The organism is Brucella pecoris (genome assembly GCF_006376675.1).
GTDB lineage: Bacteria > Pseudomonadota > Alphaproteobacteria > Rhizobiales > Rhizobiaceae > Brucella > Brucella pecoris.
Genome location: NZ_VEWK01000012.1, coordinates 110720 through 129450, shown reverse-complemented (window position 1 = coordinate 129450; position 18731 = coordinate 110720). Strand labels below are relative to the sequence as shown.

Sequence of the window (18731 nt, the reverse complement as noted above, 5' to 3'; positions counted from 1 at the left end):
TCGAACACCGAGCCGCGCGACACTGCATGACTTGGGGTGATTGATCAACCGAGGATGACAGAGAGACTAGCGATGACCAAGTACAAGCTCGAATACATTTGGCTCGATGGATGCACCCCTGCCGCGGGCCTGCGCGGCAAGACGCAGATCAAGGAATTCGATGCTTTCCCTACGCTTGAGCAACTGCCGCTCTGGGGCTTCGACGGTTCATCGACGATGCAGGCCGAAGGCCACAGCTCCGATTGCGTCTTGAAGCCAGTCGCGATCTATCCCGATCCTGCGCGCAAGAACGGCGTTCTCGTGATGTGCGAAGTCATGATGCCGGATGGCGTCACGCCGCATCCGTCCAACAGCCGCGCAACCGTCCTCGAAGACGACGATGCATGGTTCGGCTTCGAGCAGGAATATTTCTTCTACAAGGATGGTCGCCCGCTCGGTTTCCCGGAACAGGGTTTCCCTGCCCCGCAGGGTCCATATTACACCGGCGTCGGCTACAAGAATATCGGCTCCATCGCCCGCAAGATCGTCGAGGAACATCTCGATCTCTGCCTCGATGCCGGCATCAATCACGAAGGCATCAATGCGGAAGTGGCCAAGGGCCAGTGGGAATTCCAGATTTTCGGCAAGGGCTCCAAGAACGCCGCCGACCAGATCTGGATGGCCCGCTATCTCCTGCTTCGCCTCTGCGAACAGTATGAAATCGATATCGAATTCCACTGCAAGCCGCTTGGCGATACCGATTGGAACGGTTCGGGCATGCACTGCAACTTCTCGACCAAATATATGCGTGAGGTGGGCGGCAAGGACTATTTCGAAGCGCTCATGGCGCAGTTCGACAAGAACCTGCAGGACCATATCGACGTTTACGGCCCGGACAACCACATGCGCCTGACCGGCAAGCATGAAACCGCCCCGTGGAACAAGTTCTCCTACGGCGTTGCCGACCGTGGCGCGTCGATCCGCGTTCCACACGCATTCGTCAGGGATGGATATCGCGGTTATCTGGAAGATCGCCGCCCGAATTCGCAGGGCTGCCCGTACCAGATCGCTTCGCAGGTTCTGAAGACGATTTCCGAAGTCCCGACCTCGGAAGACGAAGCACTCGCTGCTTAATTTTTAGACAAATGGCCTGCTTGAAAAATTTAGCAGGCCGTTTTGCTTCATTCTCGCGAAACTGCAGACAACAAAAAAGGCCGGGGCGAAAACGCACCGACCTTCCTCATCATCGCTTTCCTACCAGTGCCAGTACATCCGTGGTCAAAAGCATCAAGCGATGAAGGCTATTGCGAGCGACAGACGCGTTCCAGCGCTCTTAAGCAATGCCTATGACAACCATATAGGTGCACATCTTGTTCAAAACAAGGTCGTGCAACAATTTAGTTCGCAACAGCCTAATCTAGCTTTTTCCCTTCCCGCGCAGGGCACCCGAATAGTTCCATAGCGACTTGTTGCTTGAGGAAACAGCGATTGCACCCTGTGTCATCGCTGTGCCGACATCGCTTTCGTTGCAGATGAATCCTGACGCTACGATAGGCGGCAGACGGCGCTTGTCCTCCACGGAGAGATAGCCCAGCATCGGCGATGGCATGATCTGCACCAGATTGGGTGCGCTTTGCGAGATCGCCTTCAGGCTGCGGGGCCAGGTGGAGCGGTCGGTCACAAAGACCTTCTGCATGGTCAGAAGGCCGCATTGAGCGGCCTTCTGGATGGTTGGAACGCGGGTCGACAGCAGAACCGAAATGCCAATCTCGGCAAGAAACTCGATGGCTCCCTTGTCCTGCGACAGGCCTTCGCAACTGTCGATGTTCAGAACGATCAGCTTGTTGCTTTTCTTGAGCGCGTTCAGCACTTCAGCCACATGGCGCAGGGCAATGTTGGCAACGATGCCAACTTCCGCCTTGCTGTCCAGAAATGCCTGAAGATTGTCTACGCCGTAGAGCGTTGCCATGACTGGCGCCCGCAAAAGCCGCTCACCGATCGTTCTGTCCAATGTCATTCCATCATTTTCCGTCTCTTGGCATGTCGAGCGAAAGTCCGAGCTTGCCGGGGTTAAGCAGGTTGTCCGGGTCGAGCGCCTTCTTCACCGTTTCCAGCAGCGGAAATGCCGATCCGAGAGCGTCCTTCATGTAAGGCGCGCGGAGCAGTCCGACGCCGTGGTGATGGCTCAATGCTGCACCATACTTGATTAGAACGGCATTGGCAGCATCCCATGCAGCACGATACCATTCAGCGCGTTTTTCCACGTCCACGTCACCGCGCAGCGAGAAATAGAGGCAGGCGCCGTCGACATAGGCATGCGACTGGTGCGCCGAACCGGCCAGCGTACCCGGCACTGCATTGATGGCGGCAACGACCTCATCATAGATCGCAGGCAGATCGCGCCAGCATCCGGTCATTTCCAGCGTATCGGCAACAAAGCCTGGGCTGCGCTTGAAGCCCTCCGCACTCTTGCCGGTCAGATAGCGCGTATCGAGCCACTTCTCAAAGATCGTATCGCCATCGAGCTTGTCACCGAGTTCGGCGCAAACCTTTTCACTGATCGCCATAACGGCATCGACCATTTCCTTCGCGCCTTCATCGGCAATCAGCAGCACGTTGCTTTCTGGGAGATTGAACTGCACACCGCTTTCCAGCTCGTCGTAAAGACGTAACGCAGCCGGATTGGCACCGCCCTGCATGATACGACGGCAGGCTTCCAGACCGATGCCGAAGCTCTTGAACCCATAGGCGATAGCGCGGGCATAGTCCGGCAGGCGATGCAGTTTCAGGCGCGCCTTCACGATAATGCCGAGCGTGCCTTCCGAACCGATGAAGATCTGCTGCAGATCGGGGCCGATCGCTGCGCGGGCATAGTTTCCAACCGTCACCAGCGAACCGTCGGCCAGCACGACTTCCATGCCGTAGACCATATCCTCGATCTTGCCGTAGCGCGTGGAAAGCTGGCCTGCGCCGCGGCAAGCGATCCAGCCTCCCACGGTGCTGATACCGTATGAAGACGGCCAGTGCCCCATGGTCATGCCATAGTCGCGCTGGATCGTTTCCTCGAAAATATCGCCGAACATGCCAGCTTCAACTTCAACGATCTGGCTGTCCGCATCGAAGCTGACAAGACGGTTGAGATTGCAGACGTCGAGCACGATACCGCCGCGCAGCGGCAGCGCCGCGCCCGTAACGTTGGAGCGCCCGGCAGAAACCGTGACCGGAACCTTGGCTTCATGCGCAAGGCGCATGACGGCCTGAACCTGTTCCACCGTCGAAACGCGAACGAACACGCCGTCAACCGTTGCAGGCTTTCCGCCCGTTTCCGCGACCATCGTGCGCGCCCACCAGTCGCGGGTGTTCACAACGAGGTCTTCGCGCGCGGTCAGAACTTCGTCCGCAACGCCCTGCAGCTTCTCGACGAGAGCAGCATCCACCGAAACGGCGTTCTGGGCCAGTTCGGCCTCGGTGCCGATTTCCTTGATGCTGCCGGCATAATGCGGCTGTGTCGGGGCGCCGACGACATAATTTCCGCGATTATAACCGCGCTTGATGGCTTCCTTGCTGATCATGTTCAGTTCACTCCTGTGAGAATGGATTTTTCTTTTTCGGTCGCGGCCACATAAGCGGCGACCTGACGGTCGATTTCGGCCTGGGGGAGACCAAGTTCCTCACCCAGCAGGGCGCCAACTTTTGCGGCAGCGCGGGCAGAGGCATCGCGCGCCATCAGGCGGGCACGCATACGACGCGACAACACGTCATCGATGGTCCGGGCAAGTTCGTGCCGGGCGGCATAGACGACTTCGCCACGGGTATAGGGCAGTCCTTCCACGACGGGCTCGGCCAGTTCAGGACGAGCGGCCATCAGATCGCTGACGAAGCGCGATTCCGTACCGTAACGTTCGCCCAGATGCGCTTCCATGCCGCCGGAAGCCACGATTGCCTGCGCGTCATAACCGGCAGCGCCCAGCAGAAATGCCTTCTTCGTGGTACAGCGACGACGATCGCCGAGAACTTTCGCCGCAGCATCCACCGTCTGTTCGGCCATGTGGCGCGACGTCGTCAGCTTGCCGCCCACAATCGTGACAAGGCCGTCAGGTGCAACATGCACAGAATGGTCACGCTTGACATCCATGGTGCTGCCGCCTGACGAGGCAGCGACCAGCGGACGACATCCGGCAATGCTGCCGACAACATCGTCCGGCGTCAGGTCGATATTGAGCGCGCTGCATGCGCCCTCGATCAGAAAATCAAGCTCGCGGCGCGTGCAATGCACATCATCGAGGTCGCCCTGATAATCCTCATCGGTCGTGCCGAGATAGGAGACATTCCCCCAGCGCGTGATGGTCGCACGGCGGCTGCGCCCCGGTACAGGCACCGTCACCGTGCAGTCGTTGCGGATTTTCAACCAGGGGATTGCCACGTGAACGCCCTTGGCGGGGCGCACATGCAACGGCTTTTCGCCATCCTTGCCGAGCCCCATCCAGTCCCGCAGCCATACGCCCGTCGCCATGATGACGGTCTTGGCGCGCACCCGGATTTCCTTGCCTTCGACGGTATGCACGATAGCGCCATCGACCCGGCCCGAACTGCGGGTAATCTCGGCTACCTTCGAATGATTGAGGACCGTGGCTCCGTAAAAACCGGCAGAACGGGCAAGCGCCAGCGTCAGACGTGCATCGTCGACGCGGGCATCGAAATACATGAGACCGCCACGCAGATATTCGTCCCTGAAGGTCGGACAATGCGCCAGCACTTCGGCAGCGGTCAGCTTCTGGTGCAGAATGCCTTCGCGCCAGCCGCCAGCCAGATCATATGTCCAGAGCAAGCCTTCAAACGCCTTGGCAAAGCGTGAATCGAACACACCATCCCGTTCCAGAATGGGGAACAGGAAAGGCAGACGCTGCACCAGATGGCTTGCATTGCGGCGCAGGCGCTGGCGCTCCAGCAGGGAATGACGAACCAGGCCAAGATTGCCCTGCTCGATATAGCGCAAGCCACCATGCACCATCTTGGAGGATTTTGACGACGTGCCGGATGCAAAATCATCCTTCTCGACCAGCGCAACGCGAAAGCCGCGCAGACTTGCGTCAAAGGCGCAGTAAGCACCGGTCACGCCACCACCGACGATCAGAATATCGTAGGTTTCAGTGGCAAGACGGTCTTCCTGTTCCGACCGGTTCAGCCTCAGCGGCTCGGTGCGGATCATCCGGGCGCGATCCTTGTCCGCGCGCCGGGAGCGCAGATTCAGCATTTCAACTCCTGTTTATTCATAGTGACCCGACTGAACGCGTGCGACTTCCTCATCCGTGAGGGAGTGCCATCGCGCTCTACGGTCCTGTCTTTCCGCTTCGCTGGTCTTGGGGATGAAAAGATTGCCTTCGGGCAGCGTGGCGCGGGCTTCCGCGAGGTCGCTCCAGAGCAAGCCATCGCTGCCTGCCAGAAACGCGGTGCCCCGCAGGCTCGCGCGATCCTGATCCGCCATGCGCCTTACTGGCACACCACTGAGATCAGCCTGCAATTGCAGCAGCGTATCGCTGGAGGAAAGCCCACCGCCTGCCACCACTTCCCGCACAGGAACGCCAGCCACTTCCGAGCTCGCCTCCGCACAGGAAACGACCGAATGGGCAATGCCTTCCAGAATGGCATGAGCAAGATGCGCCCGGCTGTGTGCCATCGAAAGGCCGGTCAGCGATGCTCGGCCATCCGGAACGATATTCGGCTGGCGCAATCCCGTCAGGGTTGGCATGAAGAACAGGCCGTCGGAAGACGGCACGGTTGCAGCCAGTTCGCTGATTTCCCTGGCATTCTCGAACCAGCGCATTTCATTGCAGAGCCAGTTGAGCGCCGATCCTGTTGTGGCGGCATAGGTCTCGACCGCGAAATGCGAGAGGTTCTCGCTCCGCCAGGCCGTCATGGTGAAAGTTGCTTCATAGAGGCCGGGATTTTTCGGCGTCTGCTTTCCGATCACAAGATCGACGAAGCTGCCCGTGCCATGCACGCACATAGCCTGCCCCGCATCGTGACAGCCAAGACCGACCAGACCACCGAGCTGATCGCCGCAAGACGCCTTGATCGGCACGCGGATACCCAGAATATCCTGCCGCGTATAACCGAAATCGTCAGCGTCCTGTTTCAGCTCAGGCAACAGCTCCAGCGGAAAATCCTGCGCCTCTACCCAATCGGCGAAATAGCGATGCTCACCGAGAATATAGGCCCCGGCAGAGGTCGCATTCGTCGGCGTGGTGACGGCTTTGCATTCTTCTGACAGGTTCCAGAGCAGCCAGGTGTCGACGGTGCCGAAAGCAAGCCTTTTTGCCTTCCATGCCTCGCGCACGGCGGGGGTCTCCTGCATATGGCGTGCAGCCCACAGATAGATCGCCCGTCCGCCGACAGGACGCCCGGCAAGCGACACGAGTTTCGCGTTCCAGATAGCTCCGAGCGGTTTCAGCTCTTCGGCATAGCGTGAATCCTGCCAGACCATGGCCGGAACCAGCGCCCGACCCGTTTGCGTATCCCACAGAACACCGGTCGCGCGCTGCGTGGCGATTGCCATTGCAGCGATTTCCACGCCAGCATCACGCGCCGCAGCAATCGTCTTGCCGCACACTTCGATGGTCTTTTGCAAAAGAACATCGGCGTCCTGTTCCACCACGTTATGACGCGGGGAAGAGACGGCAAGCGTCGTGTAATTGACGGCGGAGACCGAACCGTCGGCCGCGACAAGCGCGGCCCTGGTTCCGGACGTTCCTTCATCAATGGCCAGAATGGCCTGTTTGCGTCCGTTCACATTATCCTCCGTTGTTACCGGTCGCCTTCGAACTGCGGCGCATTCGGCTCGTCATCCGGGCTGACCTTGGTACGGGTCGGGTCCCACTGAATGATCGAGCAGATGATGCAGGCAATCAGCGGAACGACCGACAGGATCAGGAACGTCGGGCCGAGGCCGTAGTTCTCGCGGAAGAGCGGGAAAACCAGCAGCCCAAGCGCCGCACCCATGGCGCCGAGCGCACCGATGATGCCGTTCGCGCCTGCACGCAGTTCGCTGCGGAACGAGAGCGACGACAGGCTCTTGCCATTTGCGCCCGGACCGCCGGAATGGAACAGGATGAACAGCGAAGGCACGATCACTGCAAGCCAGGTCGGCATGGTGTCATGGAACAGGCCCATGATGACCAGCATGACGAAGACCGCGCCGAAGCCGATGGCGGAAGCCTTGCGCAAGCCAAGCACGCGCCCGATGACCGGCGAAGAGAAACCGCCGATGATGCCGAAGACGTTGAACACCAGCGTGCCCAGCATGGCATAGAGGAAATCCTTGCCGAACAGCGCCGCACTGATGAGCGGCAGGTACCAGCCCACGGCAAAATACTGGATCGACTGCCCGATCTGGACGGTCGCGGCAAGAATGGTGCGCGGCAGATAGATGCCACGGAAAATCAGGGCGACATTGGCAATGCCGCGGCGAGCCTGATTGAGAACCGGCAAACGGTCTTCCGGCAGGGCGGCAATGAAATCACGATGATAGATACGGGTCATCGCACGGGCGGCCTCTTCCAGCCTTTCCTTGCGGGCAAGCCAGATCGGGCTTTCAACCATGAAGACGAGCTGCAGCATCATGATCGAGAAAGCGAAGACACCGGTTGCCGCGACCGAATAGCGCCAGATCGAGTCACCGACATCCCAGCTATAGAACAACATGGCCAGAAGCACGTTTGTACAAACGGCTGTATACCAGATGCCCTGCCAGGTGTTGAGACGGCTGCGCAGATGTGCCGGTGTGAATTCGGCGAGCACAGCCATGGCGATGGCAAAATCGATACCGTAGGCGGCACCCACGAAGAAGCGCCCCATAAGAATAACTTCATAGGAATGGGCCGTCATCACCAGCACCGCGCCGATGAGCGCGATGAACTTTGCGAAGACCAGCGGGCGCATGCGGCCCCAACGATCGGCGATCCAGCCACCAATCGGATTGAATGCAATCGCTACCCACGAAGCGAAGGATGTCATCAGCGCGACCTGCGCCGCATCCAGTCCCAGGTCGCGTGTCATCGGCCCAAGGCCGGCGCTCAACGCCGAATTGGCGAAGGCATCAAGGAACAGGCCACCGAGGGCAAGCCACCAGATAATACCGGCGCGGCCTCGAATACCGTCATTCGCATCAATGTAGGAAATAATATCCGGCACGCCCCTCAGGGCTATTTTACTACCGTGCATTACGGCGTCCTCCCAACGTCGCTAAGACATCTGCAAGAGGACTTATCCGGATTCCAGACACAGTAAGACCATCCTTGCAGATGGTCTTAAATCTTCAGTCTGCATTTACGGTTATAGACGGTTCGGACAGCTTGTCAATCCACACATACGCTGACTATCCACACCCAGACTGAGAAGGCAGCGCCGAATGACCGGCGCCGCCTCGCGAAGCTTCAGGCCACGTTCAAAACGCTTTCGGGCGCAAAAGCTTCATAGCCGAGCGCTTCCGCGACCGGTCTGTTGGTTATGCGTCCCTTGTAGACATTCAGGCCATTGCGCAGATGTTTGTCCTCGGCAATCGCCCTCAGACCACGATCGGCAAGCGCCAGACCGTAATGAAGGGTCGCATTGTTGAGGGCGTGGGCAGAAGTTACGGGAACGGCGCCCGGCATATTGGCCACGCAGTAATGCACGATCCCGTCCACTTCGTAAGTGGGATCGGAATGTGTCGTGGCATGGGAGGTCTCGAAGCAGCCTCCCTGATCGATAGCCACGTCGACGATAACCGCACCCTTCTTCATGCCGGACAGCATTTCATGGGTAACGAGTTTCGGCGCTGCAGCACCGGGGATCAGCACAGCGCCGATGACGAGATCGGCAGAGAAGACTTCGTCTTCCAGCGCCTGAATGCTGGAATAACGCGTGTGAACGCGACCGGCGAATATATCGTCGAGCTGGCGCAGACGCGGCAGCGAGCGATCCAGAATGCATATGTCGGCGCCAAGGCCCGCTGCCATTCTGGCTGCATGAAGCCCAACGACACCACCGCCGATAATCGTGACTTTTGCCGGTAGCACACCGGGCACGCCGCCCAGCAGGATACCAAGGCCACCATTGGCTTTCTGGAGCGCTGTCGCACCGGCCTGTATCGACAGGCGACCCGCCACTTCCGACATCGGAGCGAGCAACGGCAGTCCGCCGCGATCATCCGTTACGGTTTCATAGGCAATTGCCGTTACGCCGGAAGCGAGCAGACCTTTGGTCTGTTCCGGGTCGGGCGCAAGATGGAGATAGGTGTAGAGAAGCTGGCCTTCGCGAAGCTGCACCCATTCGGAGGGCTGCGGCTCCTTGACCTTCACGATCATGTCGCACTTCTCGAAAATGTCTTTTGCAGAAGTGGCAATTTTCGCGCCAGCGGCGATGTAGCTGGCATCATCGGCACCAATACCGGCACCTGCCTTTGTTTCAATCCAGACTTCGTGGCCATGAGCCACATATTCACGAACTGCGGCGGGGGTCAGTCCGACACGATATTCATGGTTCTTGATTTCCTTCGGGCAACCGACACGCATAAGCGTTCCTCTCATTTTTTGCCCACTTGCCGTGGGTCGTTGTCGATCCGAAAATGAGAACATCTGCAGCATGCAATGTCCTTGCAAAGAAGATTTGCGCACCCCGGTTTTTTGGTGAATTATTGCGCAAGCCACCCCCTTTTTCGAAGGTTCTTCGAATGAGCAATCTTGATCCTATCGATCTTGCAATCCTCAGATCATTGCAGGGCAATGCACGCATCACCAATGCAGACCTTGCGGAAAAGGTTGGATTGTCGCCTTCCGCCTGTTCGCGCCGCCTCGATATTCTTGAGAAAAACGGTGTAATCGCAGGCTATCATGCCCGCTTGTCCCAGAAAGCGCTCGAATACCGGATGATTGCGATTGTCCATATCTCGCTCTCGGGGCAGTTCGCCAAAACGCTGGCCGAATTCGAGGCTGCGGTGAAACGCTGCCCCAACGTGCTGGTCTGCTATCTGATGTCGGGCGAATACGACTATATTCTGCGCGTTGCGGCGCGCGATCTCGAGGATTACGAGCGCATCCATCGCGACTGGCTTTCGGCTCTTCCGCATGTAGTGAAGATCAATTCCAGCTTTGCCCTGCGTGAAGTGATCGACAGGCCGAATGTCGGGCTCTAATACCAAAACTCGATGAGTTTGACTCATCGAGTTTTGGTTAAGCCTGTGCGGCGATTGAGCATTTTCAGGGCGCGATGCGTTAGCATCTTAGCGCCCTGCTATAACAGTTTATTTTGACGCGCATCTTTTCCGAAAACCGTTTCACACTTTTCAGGATGCGCTCTAGATTGAAGCTTTCGATTCCCTGATCGTTGGAGCCATGCTGCAGTTCACCAGAAGAGTTTTGCAAGAGGCCGGTTGGGGGCTGCCTGCCTCGGTGGCTCTGCATCTGGTGCTGGCATTGCTGTTTCTGGTCCGCCTTCCGGAACTTCCCTCGCCTGCTTCTGAACAGAGCGTCAATGTGGAACTGGTTCAGCCCCCACCCCCTGAAAAGAAGCCGCAGCAGCAGGCACCGAAACCGCCGGAACAGGCCACCCCTCCACCTCCACCGCAACCGCAGGCGTTCGAGTCTGCGGCCGCAAAGCAGGAGGTGAAATCACCCCCGGAGCAAGACCTGCCGCCCACGACACCTGAAGAAACGCAAAAGCCGGACGACCCCTCGGACGCCGCTGCCGCGACGGATGCCGAGCAGGCTAGGGAAGAACCGTCTGCAAAGGAAGCCCAGCCTTCGGAACAGCTTCTTCAAACCGAGAAGCCATCCGAAACCGGTCAGATCGCGGTATCTGAAGAGCCGAAGCCCCAAACATCGCAAGAAAAGCCAATTCCCGCCGAAACAGCTCAAACGGCAAAGGATCAGAAAGCCAACGCTCCCAAACCGGCCACTCCGGCCAAAAAACTGACGCGAGCGCACGAAATCTATTCAAAGGATGCCATGTCCGATCCTCGTGTAAAACAGGCGCTGGGCAAGCTCGCGCCCAAAGACCGGATCATCCAGATATGCGGTATCGAGGCGCTCGAACAGGTGCGCCGCCATCAACCTGGTGCATTTCCAGATATGCTCGCACGGGAAGGAGGTTCCGTTTCAGCAACTGGCCTGACAGTCAGCGACGGCGCCTTTCGCAGCCAGCGCAAATGGTATGCTATCGACTTTACGTGCAAGGTCGATGCGGAAACGATGGTGATCGACACTTTCAGCTACAATATCGGACGGGCCATTCCCGAAGGAGAATGGGCCAGAAGGCAGCTTCCAAGGGATTAGCATCAGCGCTTTCAAACTGCCCTTTGCACGGCCCAAATGAACATGCCCGTATCCGCAACAAGTGTTGCAACACACCACACTTCGGGCTTTAGTACGAACGACAACCCCTTCCCCATGGAGATTTTCGCTGCGCGGCATTGATTTCAGCTCCTGGCAAAGTCTGACAGCCACCCTGTTCGGCCTGGCGCTCTTTACGCTCATCGGCGTCGGCATCCGCCTGCTTATGATGTTGACGATACAACAGCGACGCGAGCGCATGAATCGCCAGATCAACGAACGGCTGAAGACACTCATTGCCGCCTACAAGACGCTTGGCGGTTCGTTTACCGGCGACCTTGCCGTCGATCCGCGCCATTTGCGGGAGTTGCGGCGTCCACCGGAAACGGAAGAAGCCGAGACGGTGGAGATCGTTGCGCATTCTGAACGCCGCCGACGTATTCGCGATTCTGTCGAGGCGGCGCTTTCGGATGTTCTTCTTCTGGGGACGGAAGAGCATGTAAGGCTTGCAGAAAAGGCGGCCCGGGAACTGGTGGCAGGACACCCGATCCATACCGGTGAGCTGGTCGCGTCATTGCGCAGTTTTATTCGAACCGCCCTTGATCTCGATCCTATCCCGCTCGACCTGCAAATCCCGTCTCAGGGCCCGACACGACCATCCAGCGGCAGCGGACGCAGCAAGGATGACCGAGCGAAGGGCGAAGGTGGGAAAGGCGGTGGCGGCATGGGAATGGGAGGTGGCATGGGCGGCGGTATGGGGCTTGGAAGCACCAGCGACGATGATATGGCATCGGGACATCGAACATGAAAATGTCGTCTATGCGATGTATCAACATCCTGTCATTTTCAAACCAGAGCGCACTCCGAAAAGTGCGAAACGGTTTTCGGAAAAGATGCGCGTAAAAACAAATGGATAGAGCATTCCCGATGATTCAGTCAAAACAGGAAGTGCTCTGGACAGCATAATTGAAATTCAAGGAGACTGGCATGACTGTGCATTTTGCCCCGCAACTGACCGTGTGTGGAATTCAGGAACTACCCGAACAGCGGGCGCGCAAAGTCACTCATGTCCTTTCGCTGGTCGATCCGGACCTTCCGGAACTCGATGCGTTTCAGTCTTTCGAGCAACACCATCGTGTGACGCTGCGTTTTCACGATATCATCAATGCCGCCGACAACCACACAATGCCGACGCCCGATCACGTGAGCGCAATTCTCCAGTTCGGCTCGGAATTTCAGAGCGCACAAAACCCGCAAGCGCCGAGCCATCTGCTGGTCCATTGCCATATGGGCGTGTCGCGCTCGACCGCAGCCATGGTTTCCCTTATGGCACAGGCCAACCCGAATGAGTCTGCTGAAAGTCTCTTCACCCGTCTGGTCGCCATTCGTCCGCAGGCCTGGCCGAATTCCCAGATGATCGGCTTTGCCGACGAACAACTTGGACGTGGAGGCGAACTGACGGCCGCATTGCGCAGGCATTATGGACGCCAGATCGGGAGCAATCCCCAGTTCACCGAATGGATGACGACACTGGGACGTCAGGCAGAACTGCAGATGGCGCTGCGGGACTGACTCAACCCTTCAAATCGTGGTCGGCCATCGACCGTCTTGTTCAGTTCGAACCTTCTTCCCCGGCAAGTTTCGTGACCTTGCCGGGAGGCGTCAGCGGTTCGGGGACCGGAACACCGGTATGCAGTTGATCAAGACCTGAATAAAGATCACCCTGCACCTGTGCCGTCAGCCGTTCGGCATCGCGCAGACGAATATCGCGTAGCGTATCCTCTGCCAGACTTTCATCCAGACCAAGCTCACAAAGCGCCTCCTTTCCGAAAAGAAGCGCGGATTCGAATGTTTCACGCAGTTCAAAATCCACGCCTGCTTTCAGCAGCTCGATGGAATGTGTGCGATCATAGGAACGCACCATGAGCTTCGCCGCCGGGAAATGGGGCTTGACCAGCTCTACGATCCGATTGGCCGTTTTCCGATCATCCACGCAGATCATGATAACCTCCGCCTCATCGGCACCCGAATGATGCAGGATGTCGAGGCGCGATCCATCACCATAAAATATCTTGAAGCCGAACCGGCCCGCTTCACGAATGCGATTGGGATCGGACTCGATAATGGACACATCCGATCTTTGGGCCAGAAGCAATTGTGCCGCGATTTGTCCGAAGCGCCCGAAGCCGATCATCAGCACCCGGCCTTTGAGATTAAGCGCAGCTTCAATGCCCTCGAGAGACGGTACTTCCGCACGCAGAAGCCGCCCCCCCAAAAGCAGCACTAATGGGGTCACCGCCATCGACAGAATGATGACCGTCGAAAACAGCGCGTTGTCGCGCGCTGAAATCAACCCGTTACCGAACGCTGACGTATAGAGCACAAAGGCGAATTCTCCACCTTGCGCAAAGAGCAGGGTTCGTTCGAGCGCCGAATGATGGCTGGAGCCGAAAATACGGGCGACAGCATAGATGCCGATTGCCTTTGTAATCACATAGGCAACGAGGAAGATGAGGACCGAGGGCCAGTCCGAAGCAACCACACCAAGATCGAGTGACATGCCGACTGCCAGAAAGAACAGCCCCATCAGGAGCCCCTTGAATGGCTCGATGTCGCTTTCGATCTGGTGCCGGTAGCTGGAACCGGACAGCATGACCCCGGCCAGGAACGCACCCATTGCCATGGAAAGGCCACTCGCTTCCATCAGCAGGGCTGCCCCGAGTACGACGATCAAGGCGCCCGCCGTCAGAACCTCGCGCGCTCTCGCACGGGCCAGCAAGGAAAAGAACGGATCAAGCAGCCAGCGCCCCACAGCGACCAGCAGCACAATGGCGCCAATGGCTATCGCAATACCCAGAATTCCGCCGGATTCATGCTGGGAAGGCGAAAGAAAGGCGACGAGCGCCAGCAGCGGCACGATCATCAGATCTTCAAGCAGGAGGATAGAGACGGCCTTCTGACCGTCCGGCGTGGCGATTTCCCCGCGCTCCTGCAACATCGACATGATGACGGCAGTGGAAGACAGCACGAAGCCTGCACCCGCGATCAGGGCCGTTATCGCAGACAAGCCCAGAAGAACGCCCGCTCCGGTCAGGAGGGCGATGCAGCTTAGAACCTGTGCAAGACCGAGACCGAATATCTGCTGCCGCATTGTCCAGAGCTTGCCGGGACGCATTTCAAGCCCGATGACGAACAGAAACATGACGACGCCAAGTTCGGAAAAATGCAGGATCGTAGCGGGGTCGGTGAAAAAGCCGAAAACTGAAGGTCCCACCAGAGCACCGGCGGCAAAATACCCCAGTACGGAACCCAGACCCAATTTCCGAAATAGCGGCACCGCCACGACACCGGCGGCAAGCAGAACCACAGCAGGTCCGAGTGTCTGTCCAAGTCCTTCAGTCGCCATAAGGTCTCCGTGTCGGGATCCGCTTGTTGTGTTTTGCTAATATATCCAGTCAATAAAAACTGAACAATTAGCGCATCCTCGTCAACGGGGTCCGGACTCCATCCGTATTATAGCAACAGAGCTGATTGTTACCCACACTCCATGCAGCCAGTCGCAATGGAGCAAGAATGAACCTGATTGCCATGTGACAATGCTCTAAGCCGGTTTCGCCAGCAGGCCGGTAGCAAGTGATCGGAATGCCTCTACCGCCTTGGAGAGAACGGCTTTCGGATCGTCACTGGCCGCGATCCAGAGCGCCGCATTCAGCGCCGCGCCGTTCAGCAATCGCGCGGCGGCTTCCGGGTCAACCGGCTTCAGCACACCTTGCTCGATCAACTTCGCCATCTTCTGCCGCGACGCTTGCAGACAACTGTTCTGGCTCGGCCATTGGGAGGGATCGCCGAGAAATGCCGGTCCATCGAGCAGCACTATGCGCTGGATATCCGGATCGAGCGCCATCTCCATATAGGCGACCCCTTCCGCCAGAAGCCCCTCCCACAGATTATCGGCGCGCGTAGCAATCGCTTGCGCACGTGCAGCCATTTCGCTGTCCATTTGGCTAACCACGGCTGCCAAAAGCCCACGTTTGTCACCAAAATTGTGATAGAGCGCACCGCGCGTCAGGCCCACCTCCGCGGTCAATTCATCCATTGAGGCGGCGGCATAACCTTTTTCCGCAAAAGCTTTCCGGGCCGCTGCAATCAGCTTCACCCGGTTTTCTTCCATCGCCTTGATGCGCAGATTCACCGCCATTATCACACCTATCTTTATATACGATACGTATATGAATTGACATACAGGCCGTATATGTGCTGTTTAATATACATGGCGTATATCAAATAAACCGACCGCTTGTGAAGCCACGAACGGGCAAATTCTCCCAGCGACCCACGCCGCAACACGACGAAGGAAAACGAGAATGACAAAAAGAGAGGCTATCTTTCCAGCCAACCGCCATGCCCTTTATGAAGCGCACGGTTATTCCGCCGCGATCCGCTCAGGCGATCTGGTTTTCGTCTCCGGCCAGGTTGGAAGTCGCAACGACGGAACACCTGAACCAGACTTTGGAAAGCAGGTTCAGCTCGCTTTCGAAAATCTTGAAGCAACGCTGAAGGCTGCCGGTTGCACCTTCGACGATATCATCGATGTGACCACCTTTCATACCGATCCGGAAAGCCAGTTCGAAACCATCATGCAGGTCAAGAACCAGATTTTCAGCAATCCACCTTTTCCCAACTGGACAGCGGTCGGCGTCAACTGGCTTGCCGGTTTCGACTTTGAAATCAAGGTCATCGCACGCACAACCGGCAATCTCTGAACCGTTACGCCGGAACGGTCGATCCCGTTCCGGTAACCGTCATTCACATCACCCCATATAATTTGATTTGCAATTCAAACTAATTTGTGTTTGACTCACTCATGATTTCAGACACTTCCCGTTCTCAATTTGGCATTCGTTTTTCACTACTGGCCCGGCGCTGGCGGCGTGCGCTCGACATCCGTCTTGCCGATGCCGGGTTGACTGACGCAACCTGGGTTCCCCTCATTCACCTGCACCAAACCGGTGGCGGCCTGACGCAAAAGGAACTGGCTGCCCTGGTCGGAATTGACGGTTCCAGCCTTGTTCGCCTTCTTGACATACTATGCCGCCAAGGTCTGGCGGAACGCCGCATCGACGAAAGGGACAGTCGCGCAAGGCTGGTCCATCTGACAGAGCAAGGGCAAAAGCGGGTCGCCGAAATTCGACAGGAACTGGCAAAAGGCGAACAGGAAATGCTTGCCGATCTATCGGACGAGGACATTGCAACCATGCTTCGCAGCTTTGACAGCATCGAATATCGGCTTACGCAGATGCAATCTGATCGCGAGCTGGACACAGAATAATGAAAGCCGACGGATTTCTTTCCGGGCGGCGCCACGCCGCTTATAATCTATTGAAACCCCAGCAATTTCGGGAAAGCATTGCCCTTGCTGGCCAGCCTTCGCTGCGAAATTCGGCGCTTGCAGGGCTTCAGGCTGCGGCTACGGTCGCAATTGCCCTTCCGCTCGTCAGCCTTTCTTCCTGGTCGCATCTGATCGGTTTTGCCTCGCTTGGCTCACTTGTCGCATTGTTTGGCCGGTTCGCTCCGGAGGCCAAACGCGAATGGATCGTTTTCCTGTGCGCGCTCTGCCAGACGCTCGCCGTGTTCTTCATGTCGCTCGCCACATGGATCGGCTTGCCCCTGCCCGGCCAGCTCTTGCTGCTGGCACTTTCCGCCGGCATATTCTCGTTCATAACCGTTACCGGAAAATTCGGGCCGCCCGGCGCGCTCATATTCATCTTCGCCGCCGGGGCCTCCATGGCACCGGTCGGGTCTTTGTACGATGTCTTCGAACGTACTGCTGCGACGGTAATCGTCTCGGCCCTCGCCTGTCTGATCTGCGCCCTGACAGAGAGGTTTCGTCACCAGGCATCGCCTGAGAAGCCGTTTCCATCCGAGCCCTCATGCCCTACCGTTCATCGGCTCATCGCTGCCGGTCGAATTTCACTAGGCGCGGCGATTGCCGCTCTGACTGCCTACAGTCTGGACGCTGCCCATCCCGCATGGGCAGCCATGGGCGCCGTCGCCGTGATGCAGGGCGCTCATCTGCATATCAGCATGAACAGAGCTCTACAGCGGATGGCAGGAACGCTTCTCGGCGCCCTGATCACGTGGCTGGTGCTTGCGCAAGCTCCCAGCCTCTGGACCGTCATCGCAATTCTGGCCGGTCTGCAATTGGCCACCGAAGTCATCATCGGCAGCAACTATGCGCTAGGGCAAATTCTGGTAACACCAATGGCGCTTTTAATGACCTATCTGGCAACGCCGGGAATGCCCCATGATGGAATGATTTCCGAACGTATCCTCGATACGTTTCTGGGCGCCGCTCTGGCGATCATCTTTGCGGTGATTTGTTCCAATCGAGATGACCGCATTTTTCTTGCCCAACATAGGGCTCAAAGCTAATCCCGAAAAAGAAAAAGGCGCCTCTCGGCGCCTTTTTGCTAACTTATCAATCGGCCCAGCCATATCAATATGCACGCGCCGATAAAGCCCGCGATCAGATAGCCCAGCCAGCCGCCGAAAGAAACACCGAGAAATCCGAATATGAAACTCGCCACGGCTGCGCCGATCATACCGAGAATGACATTCATGAATATCCCGGTATTGCTGTTCATAAAATTGGAGGCAATCCAGCCAGCCACGCCGCCTATGATGATTGCCGCAATCCAGCCAATTCCTGCGCTTCCCATCGGGAACCCTCCTGATTACAATCCGGCGGGTACTTTACCGCCATTATCCTTGAGTTTCTGGATGACCTGCTTGTGCAGCCAGACATTCATGGTCGCGGAATCGCCTGTGTCACCGGTATAACCCAGCTCCTTGGCAAGTTCCTTGCGGTGGTCCAGGCTGCTGTCGAGGCCAAGGGCCTTCATCAGATCGACGATCGAAGTCTTCCAGTTAAGCTTCTGGCCGCTTTTGGCAACTGCAGCGTCCAGAATGGCGCCTATATCGACCGCGCCCGCAGAAGCTGGGGCGGATGCAGAGGGTGCCGGAGCGGCAGCGCTTGTTGAAGCGGTCGGTGTCGGCTCAGGCTGTGCAGCCGTTTCCGTCCCAGGAGTTGCCGCTTGTGCCTGCCCCCAAATGGCGTTCTTAATCTTATCGAAAATCCCCATAATGAACTCCAATCGTTGAAAAATCGAAATGCCCCCAAACTCCCGATTTTTCGTGATCGGAAACCTGGACACAGCAAATCATCCGATGATTCCCGGACAAACGCTCCAATTAAATGAATCTGGAGCCGTTTTGTTCCCGACAAAGTTGCGGTTGGGTGTTTTCGCCAAGTTCAACGCCGCATTGGCGGGCATTCTGGACCACAAACCCTGAGCGCCAGAATAAATCAGAAGATCTGCACTGGGCATATCGCCAGCTCGAAACATTCCTCTATGTTGTACCACATCCGCCACGAACAAGGGGGCG

General features: G+C 57.5%; 18 protein-coding genes. 8 read left to right on the top strand and 10 right to left on the bottom strand.

Annotated elements, in window-relative coordinates; all coding sequences use genetic code 11:
• The first annotated feature begins 72 nt into the window (after positions 1 to 72).
• Positions 73 to 1113 (top strand): glutamine synthetase beta-grasp domain-containing protein, encoded by a 1041-nt coding sequence (locus FIB18_RS19855; RefSeq protein WP_140022339.1) that lies wholly within the window; start codon positions 73 to 75, stop codon positions 1111 to 1113.
• A 283-nt stretch (positions 1114 to 1396) separates the two neighbouring features.
• Here FIB18_RS19855 and FIB18_RS19850 read toward each other — a convergent pair whose 3' ends face one another.
• The 6 genes from FIB18_RS19850 to ald form a co-directional block, all read right to left on the bottom strand.
• Positions 1397 to 1996 (bottom strand): glycerol-3-phosphate responsive antiterminator, encoded by a 600-nt coding sequence (locus tag FIB18_RS19850; RefSeq protein ID WP_140022338.1) that lies wholly within the window; start codon positions 1994 to 1996, stop codon positions 1397 to 1399.
• 4 nt (positions 1997 to 2000) lie between these two features.
• Entirely contained in the window at positions 2001 to 3551 is a 1551-nt protein-coding gene (locus FIB18_RS19845) for an FAD-binding oxidoreductase (RefSeq protein WP_140022337.1), read from the bottom strand.
• Positions 3552 to 3553: 2 nt separating this feature from the next.
• Positions 3554 to 5233, bottom strand: a complete 1680-nt coding sequence (locus FIB18_RS19840; RefSeq protein WP_140022336.1) for a glycerol-3-phosphate dehydrogenase/oxidase — start codon at positions 5231 to 5233, stop codon at positions 3554 to 3556.
• A gap of 12 nt (positions 5234 to 5245) precedes the next feature.
• Entirely contained in the window at positions 5246 to 6769 is a 1524-nt protein-coding gene (locus FIB18_RS19835; RefSeq protein WP_140022335.1) for an FGGY-family carbohydrate kinase, read from the bottom strand.
• A gap of 14 nt (positions 6770 to 6783) precedes the next feature.
• Positions 6784 to 8199 (bottom strand): MFS transporter, encoded by a 1416-nt coding sequence (locus tag FIB18_RS19830; RefSeq protein ID WP_140022334.1) that lies wholly within the window; start codon positions 8197 to 8199, stop codon positions 6784 to 6786.
• Positions 8200 to 8411: 212 nt separating this feature from the next.
• Positions 8412 to 9530 carry an alanine dehydrogenase gene (gene ald, locus FIB18_RS19825; protein ID WP_140022389.1) on the bottom strand — a complete coding sequence of 373 codons (1119 nt, stop codon included), beginning with the start codon at positions 9528 to 9530 and terminating at the stop codon, positions 8412 to 8414.
• 158 nt (positions 9531 to 9688) lie between these two features.
• Between ald and FIB18_RS19820 the strand changes: the two genes are divergently transcribed.
• The 4 genes from FIB18_RS19820 to FIB18_RS19805 all read left to right on the top strand — a co-directional run bounded on the left by FIB18_RS19820 (position 9689) and on the right by FIB18_RS19805 (position 12857).
• The gene (locus FIB18_RS19820) at positions 9689 to 10150 is read left to right on the top strand and encodes an Lrp/AsnC family transcriptional regulator (RefSeq protein ID WP_140022333.1); all 462 of its coding nucleotides are present in this window, start codon (positions 9689 to 9691) and stop codon (positions 10148 to 10150) included.
• Positions 10151 to 10349: 199 nt separating this feature from the next.
• Entirely contained in the window at positions 10350 to 11288 is a 939-nt protein-coding gene (locus tag FIB18_RS19815) for a DUF930 domain-containing protein (RefSeq protein WP_140022332.1), read from the top strand.
• Positions 11289 to 11544: 256 nt separating this feature from the next.
• Positions 11545 to 12093: a hypothetical protein gene (locus FIB18_RS19810; RefSeq protein ID WP_235894932.1), complete on the top strand. Its 549-nt coding sequence runs from the start codon at positions 11545 to 11547 to the stop codon at positions 12091 to 12093.
• 179 nt (positions 12094 to 12272) lie between these two features.
• A complete protein-coding gene (locus FIB18_RS19805) occupies positions 12273 to 12857 on the top strand; it encodes a tyrosine phosphatase family protein (protein ID WP_140022331.1) in 585 nt (194 codons plus the stop codon).
• 40 nt (positions 12858 to 12897) lie between these two features.
• Here FIB18_RS19805 and FIB18_RS19800 read toward each other — a convergent pair whose 3' ends face one another.
• Positions 12898 to 14691: a monovalent cation:proton antiporter-2 (CPA2) family protein gene (locus tag FIB18_RS19800; protein ID WP_140022330.1), complete on the bottom strand. Its 1794-nt coding sequence runs from the start codon at positions 14689 to 14691 to the stop codon at positions 12898 to 12900.
• Positions 14692 to 14886: 195 nt separating this feature from the next.
• Positions 14887 to 15483, bottom strand: coding sequence for a TetR/AcrR family transcriptional regulator (locus FIB18_RS19795; protein WP_140022329.1), 597 nt, complete (start codon positions 15481 to 15483; stop codon positions 14887 to 14889).
• A gap of 166 nt (positions 15484 to 15649) precedes the next feature.
• Between FIB18_RS19795 and FIB18_RS19790 the strand changes: the two genes are divergently transcribed.
• From FIB18_RS19790 to FIB18_RS19780, 3 genes are all read left to right on the top strand, one after another.
• On the top strand, positions 15650 to 16048 hold the full coding sequence (locus FIB18_RS19790; RefSeq protein WP_140022328.1) for a RidA family protein: 399 nt from the start codon (positions 15650 to 15652) through the stop codon (positions 16046 to 16048).
• A 101-nt stretch (positions 16049 to 16149) separates the two neighbouring features.
• Complete coding sequence (locus tag FIB18_RS19785) at positions 16150 to 16614, top strand: MarR family winged helix-turn-helix transcriptional regulator (protein ID WP_140022327.1); 465 nt, start codon at positions 16150 to 16152, stop codon at positions 16612 to 16614.
• Positions 16614 to 17717, top strand: coding sequence for an FUSC family protein (locus FIB18_RS19780; RefSeq protein WP_140022326.1), 1104 nt, complete (start codon positions 16614 to 16616; stop codon positions 17715 to 17717). The genes FIB18_RS19785 and FIB18_RS19780 overlap by 1 nt, the downstream gene beginning before the upstream one ends.
• 38 nt (positions 17718 to 17755) lie before the next feature.
• Here the strand turns inward: FIB18_RS19780 and FIB18_RS19775 are convergent, their stop codons facing one another.
• Both FIB18_RS19775 and FIB18_RS19770 read right to left on the bottom strand, forming a co-directional pair.
• The gene (locus FIB18_RS19775) at positions 17756 to 18004 is read right to left on the bottom strand and encodes a GlsB/YeaQ/YmgE family stress response membrane protein (protein ID WP_140022325.1); all 249 of its coding nucleotides are present in this window, start codon (positions 18002 to 18004) and stop codon (positions 17756 to 17758) included.
• A 15-nt stretch (positions 18005 to 18019) separates the two neighbouring features.
• On the bottom strand, positions 18020 to 18427 hold the full coding sequence (locus tag FIB18_RS19770) for a DUF3597 domain-containing protein (RefSeq protein ID WP_140022324.1): 408 nt from the start codon (positions 18425 to 18427) through the stop codon (positions 18020 to 18022).
• Positions 18428 to 18731: the final 304 nt, after the last annotated feature.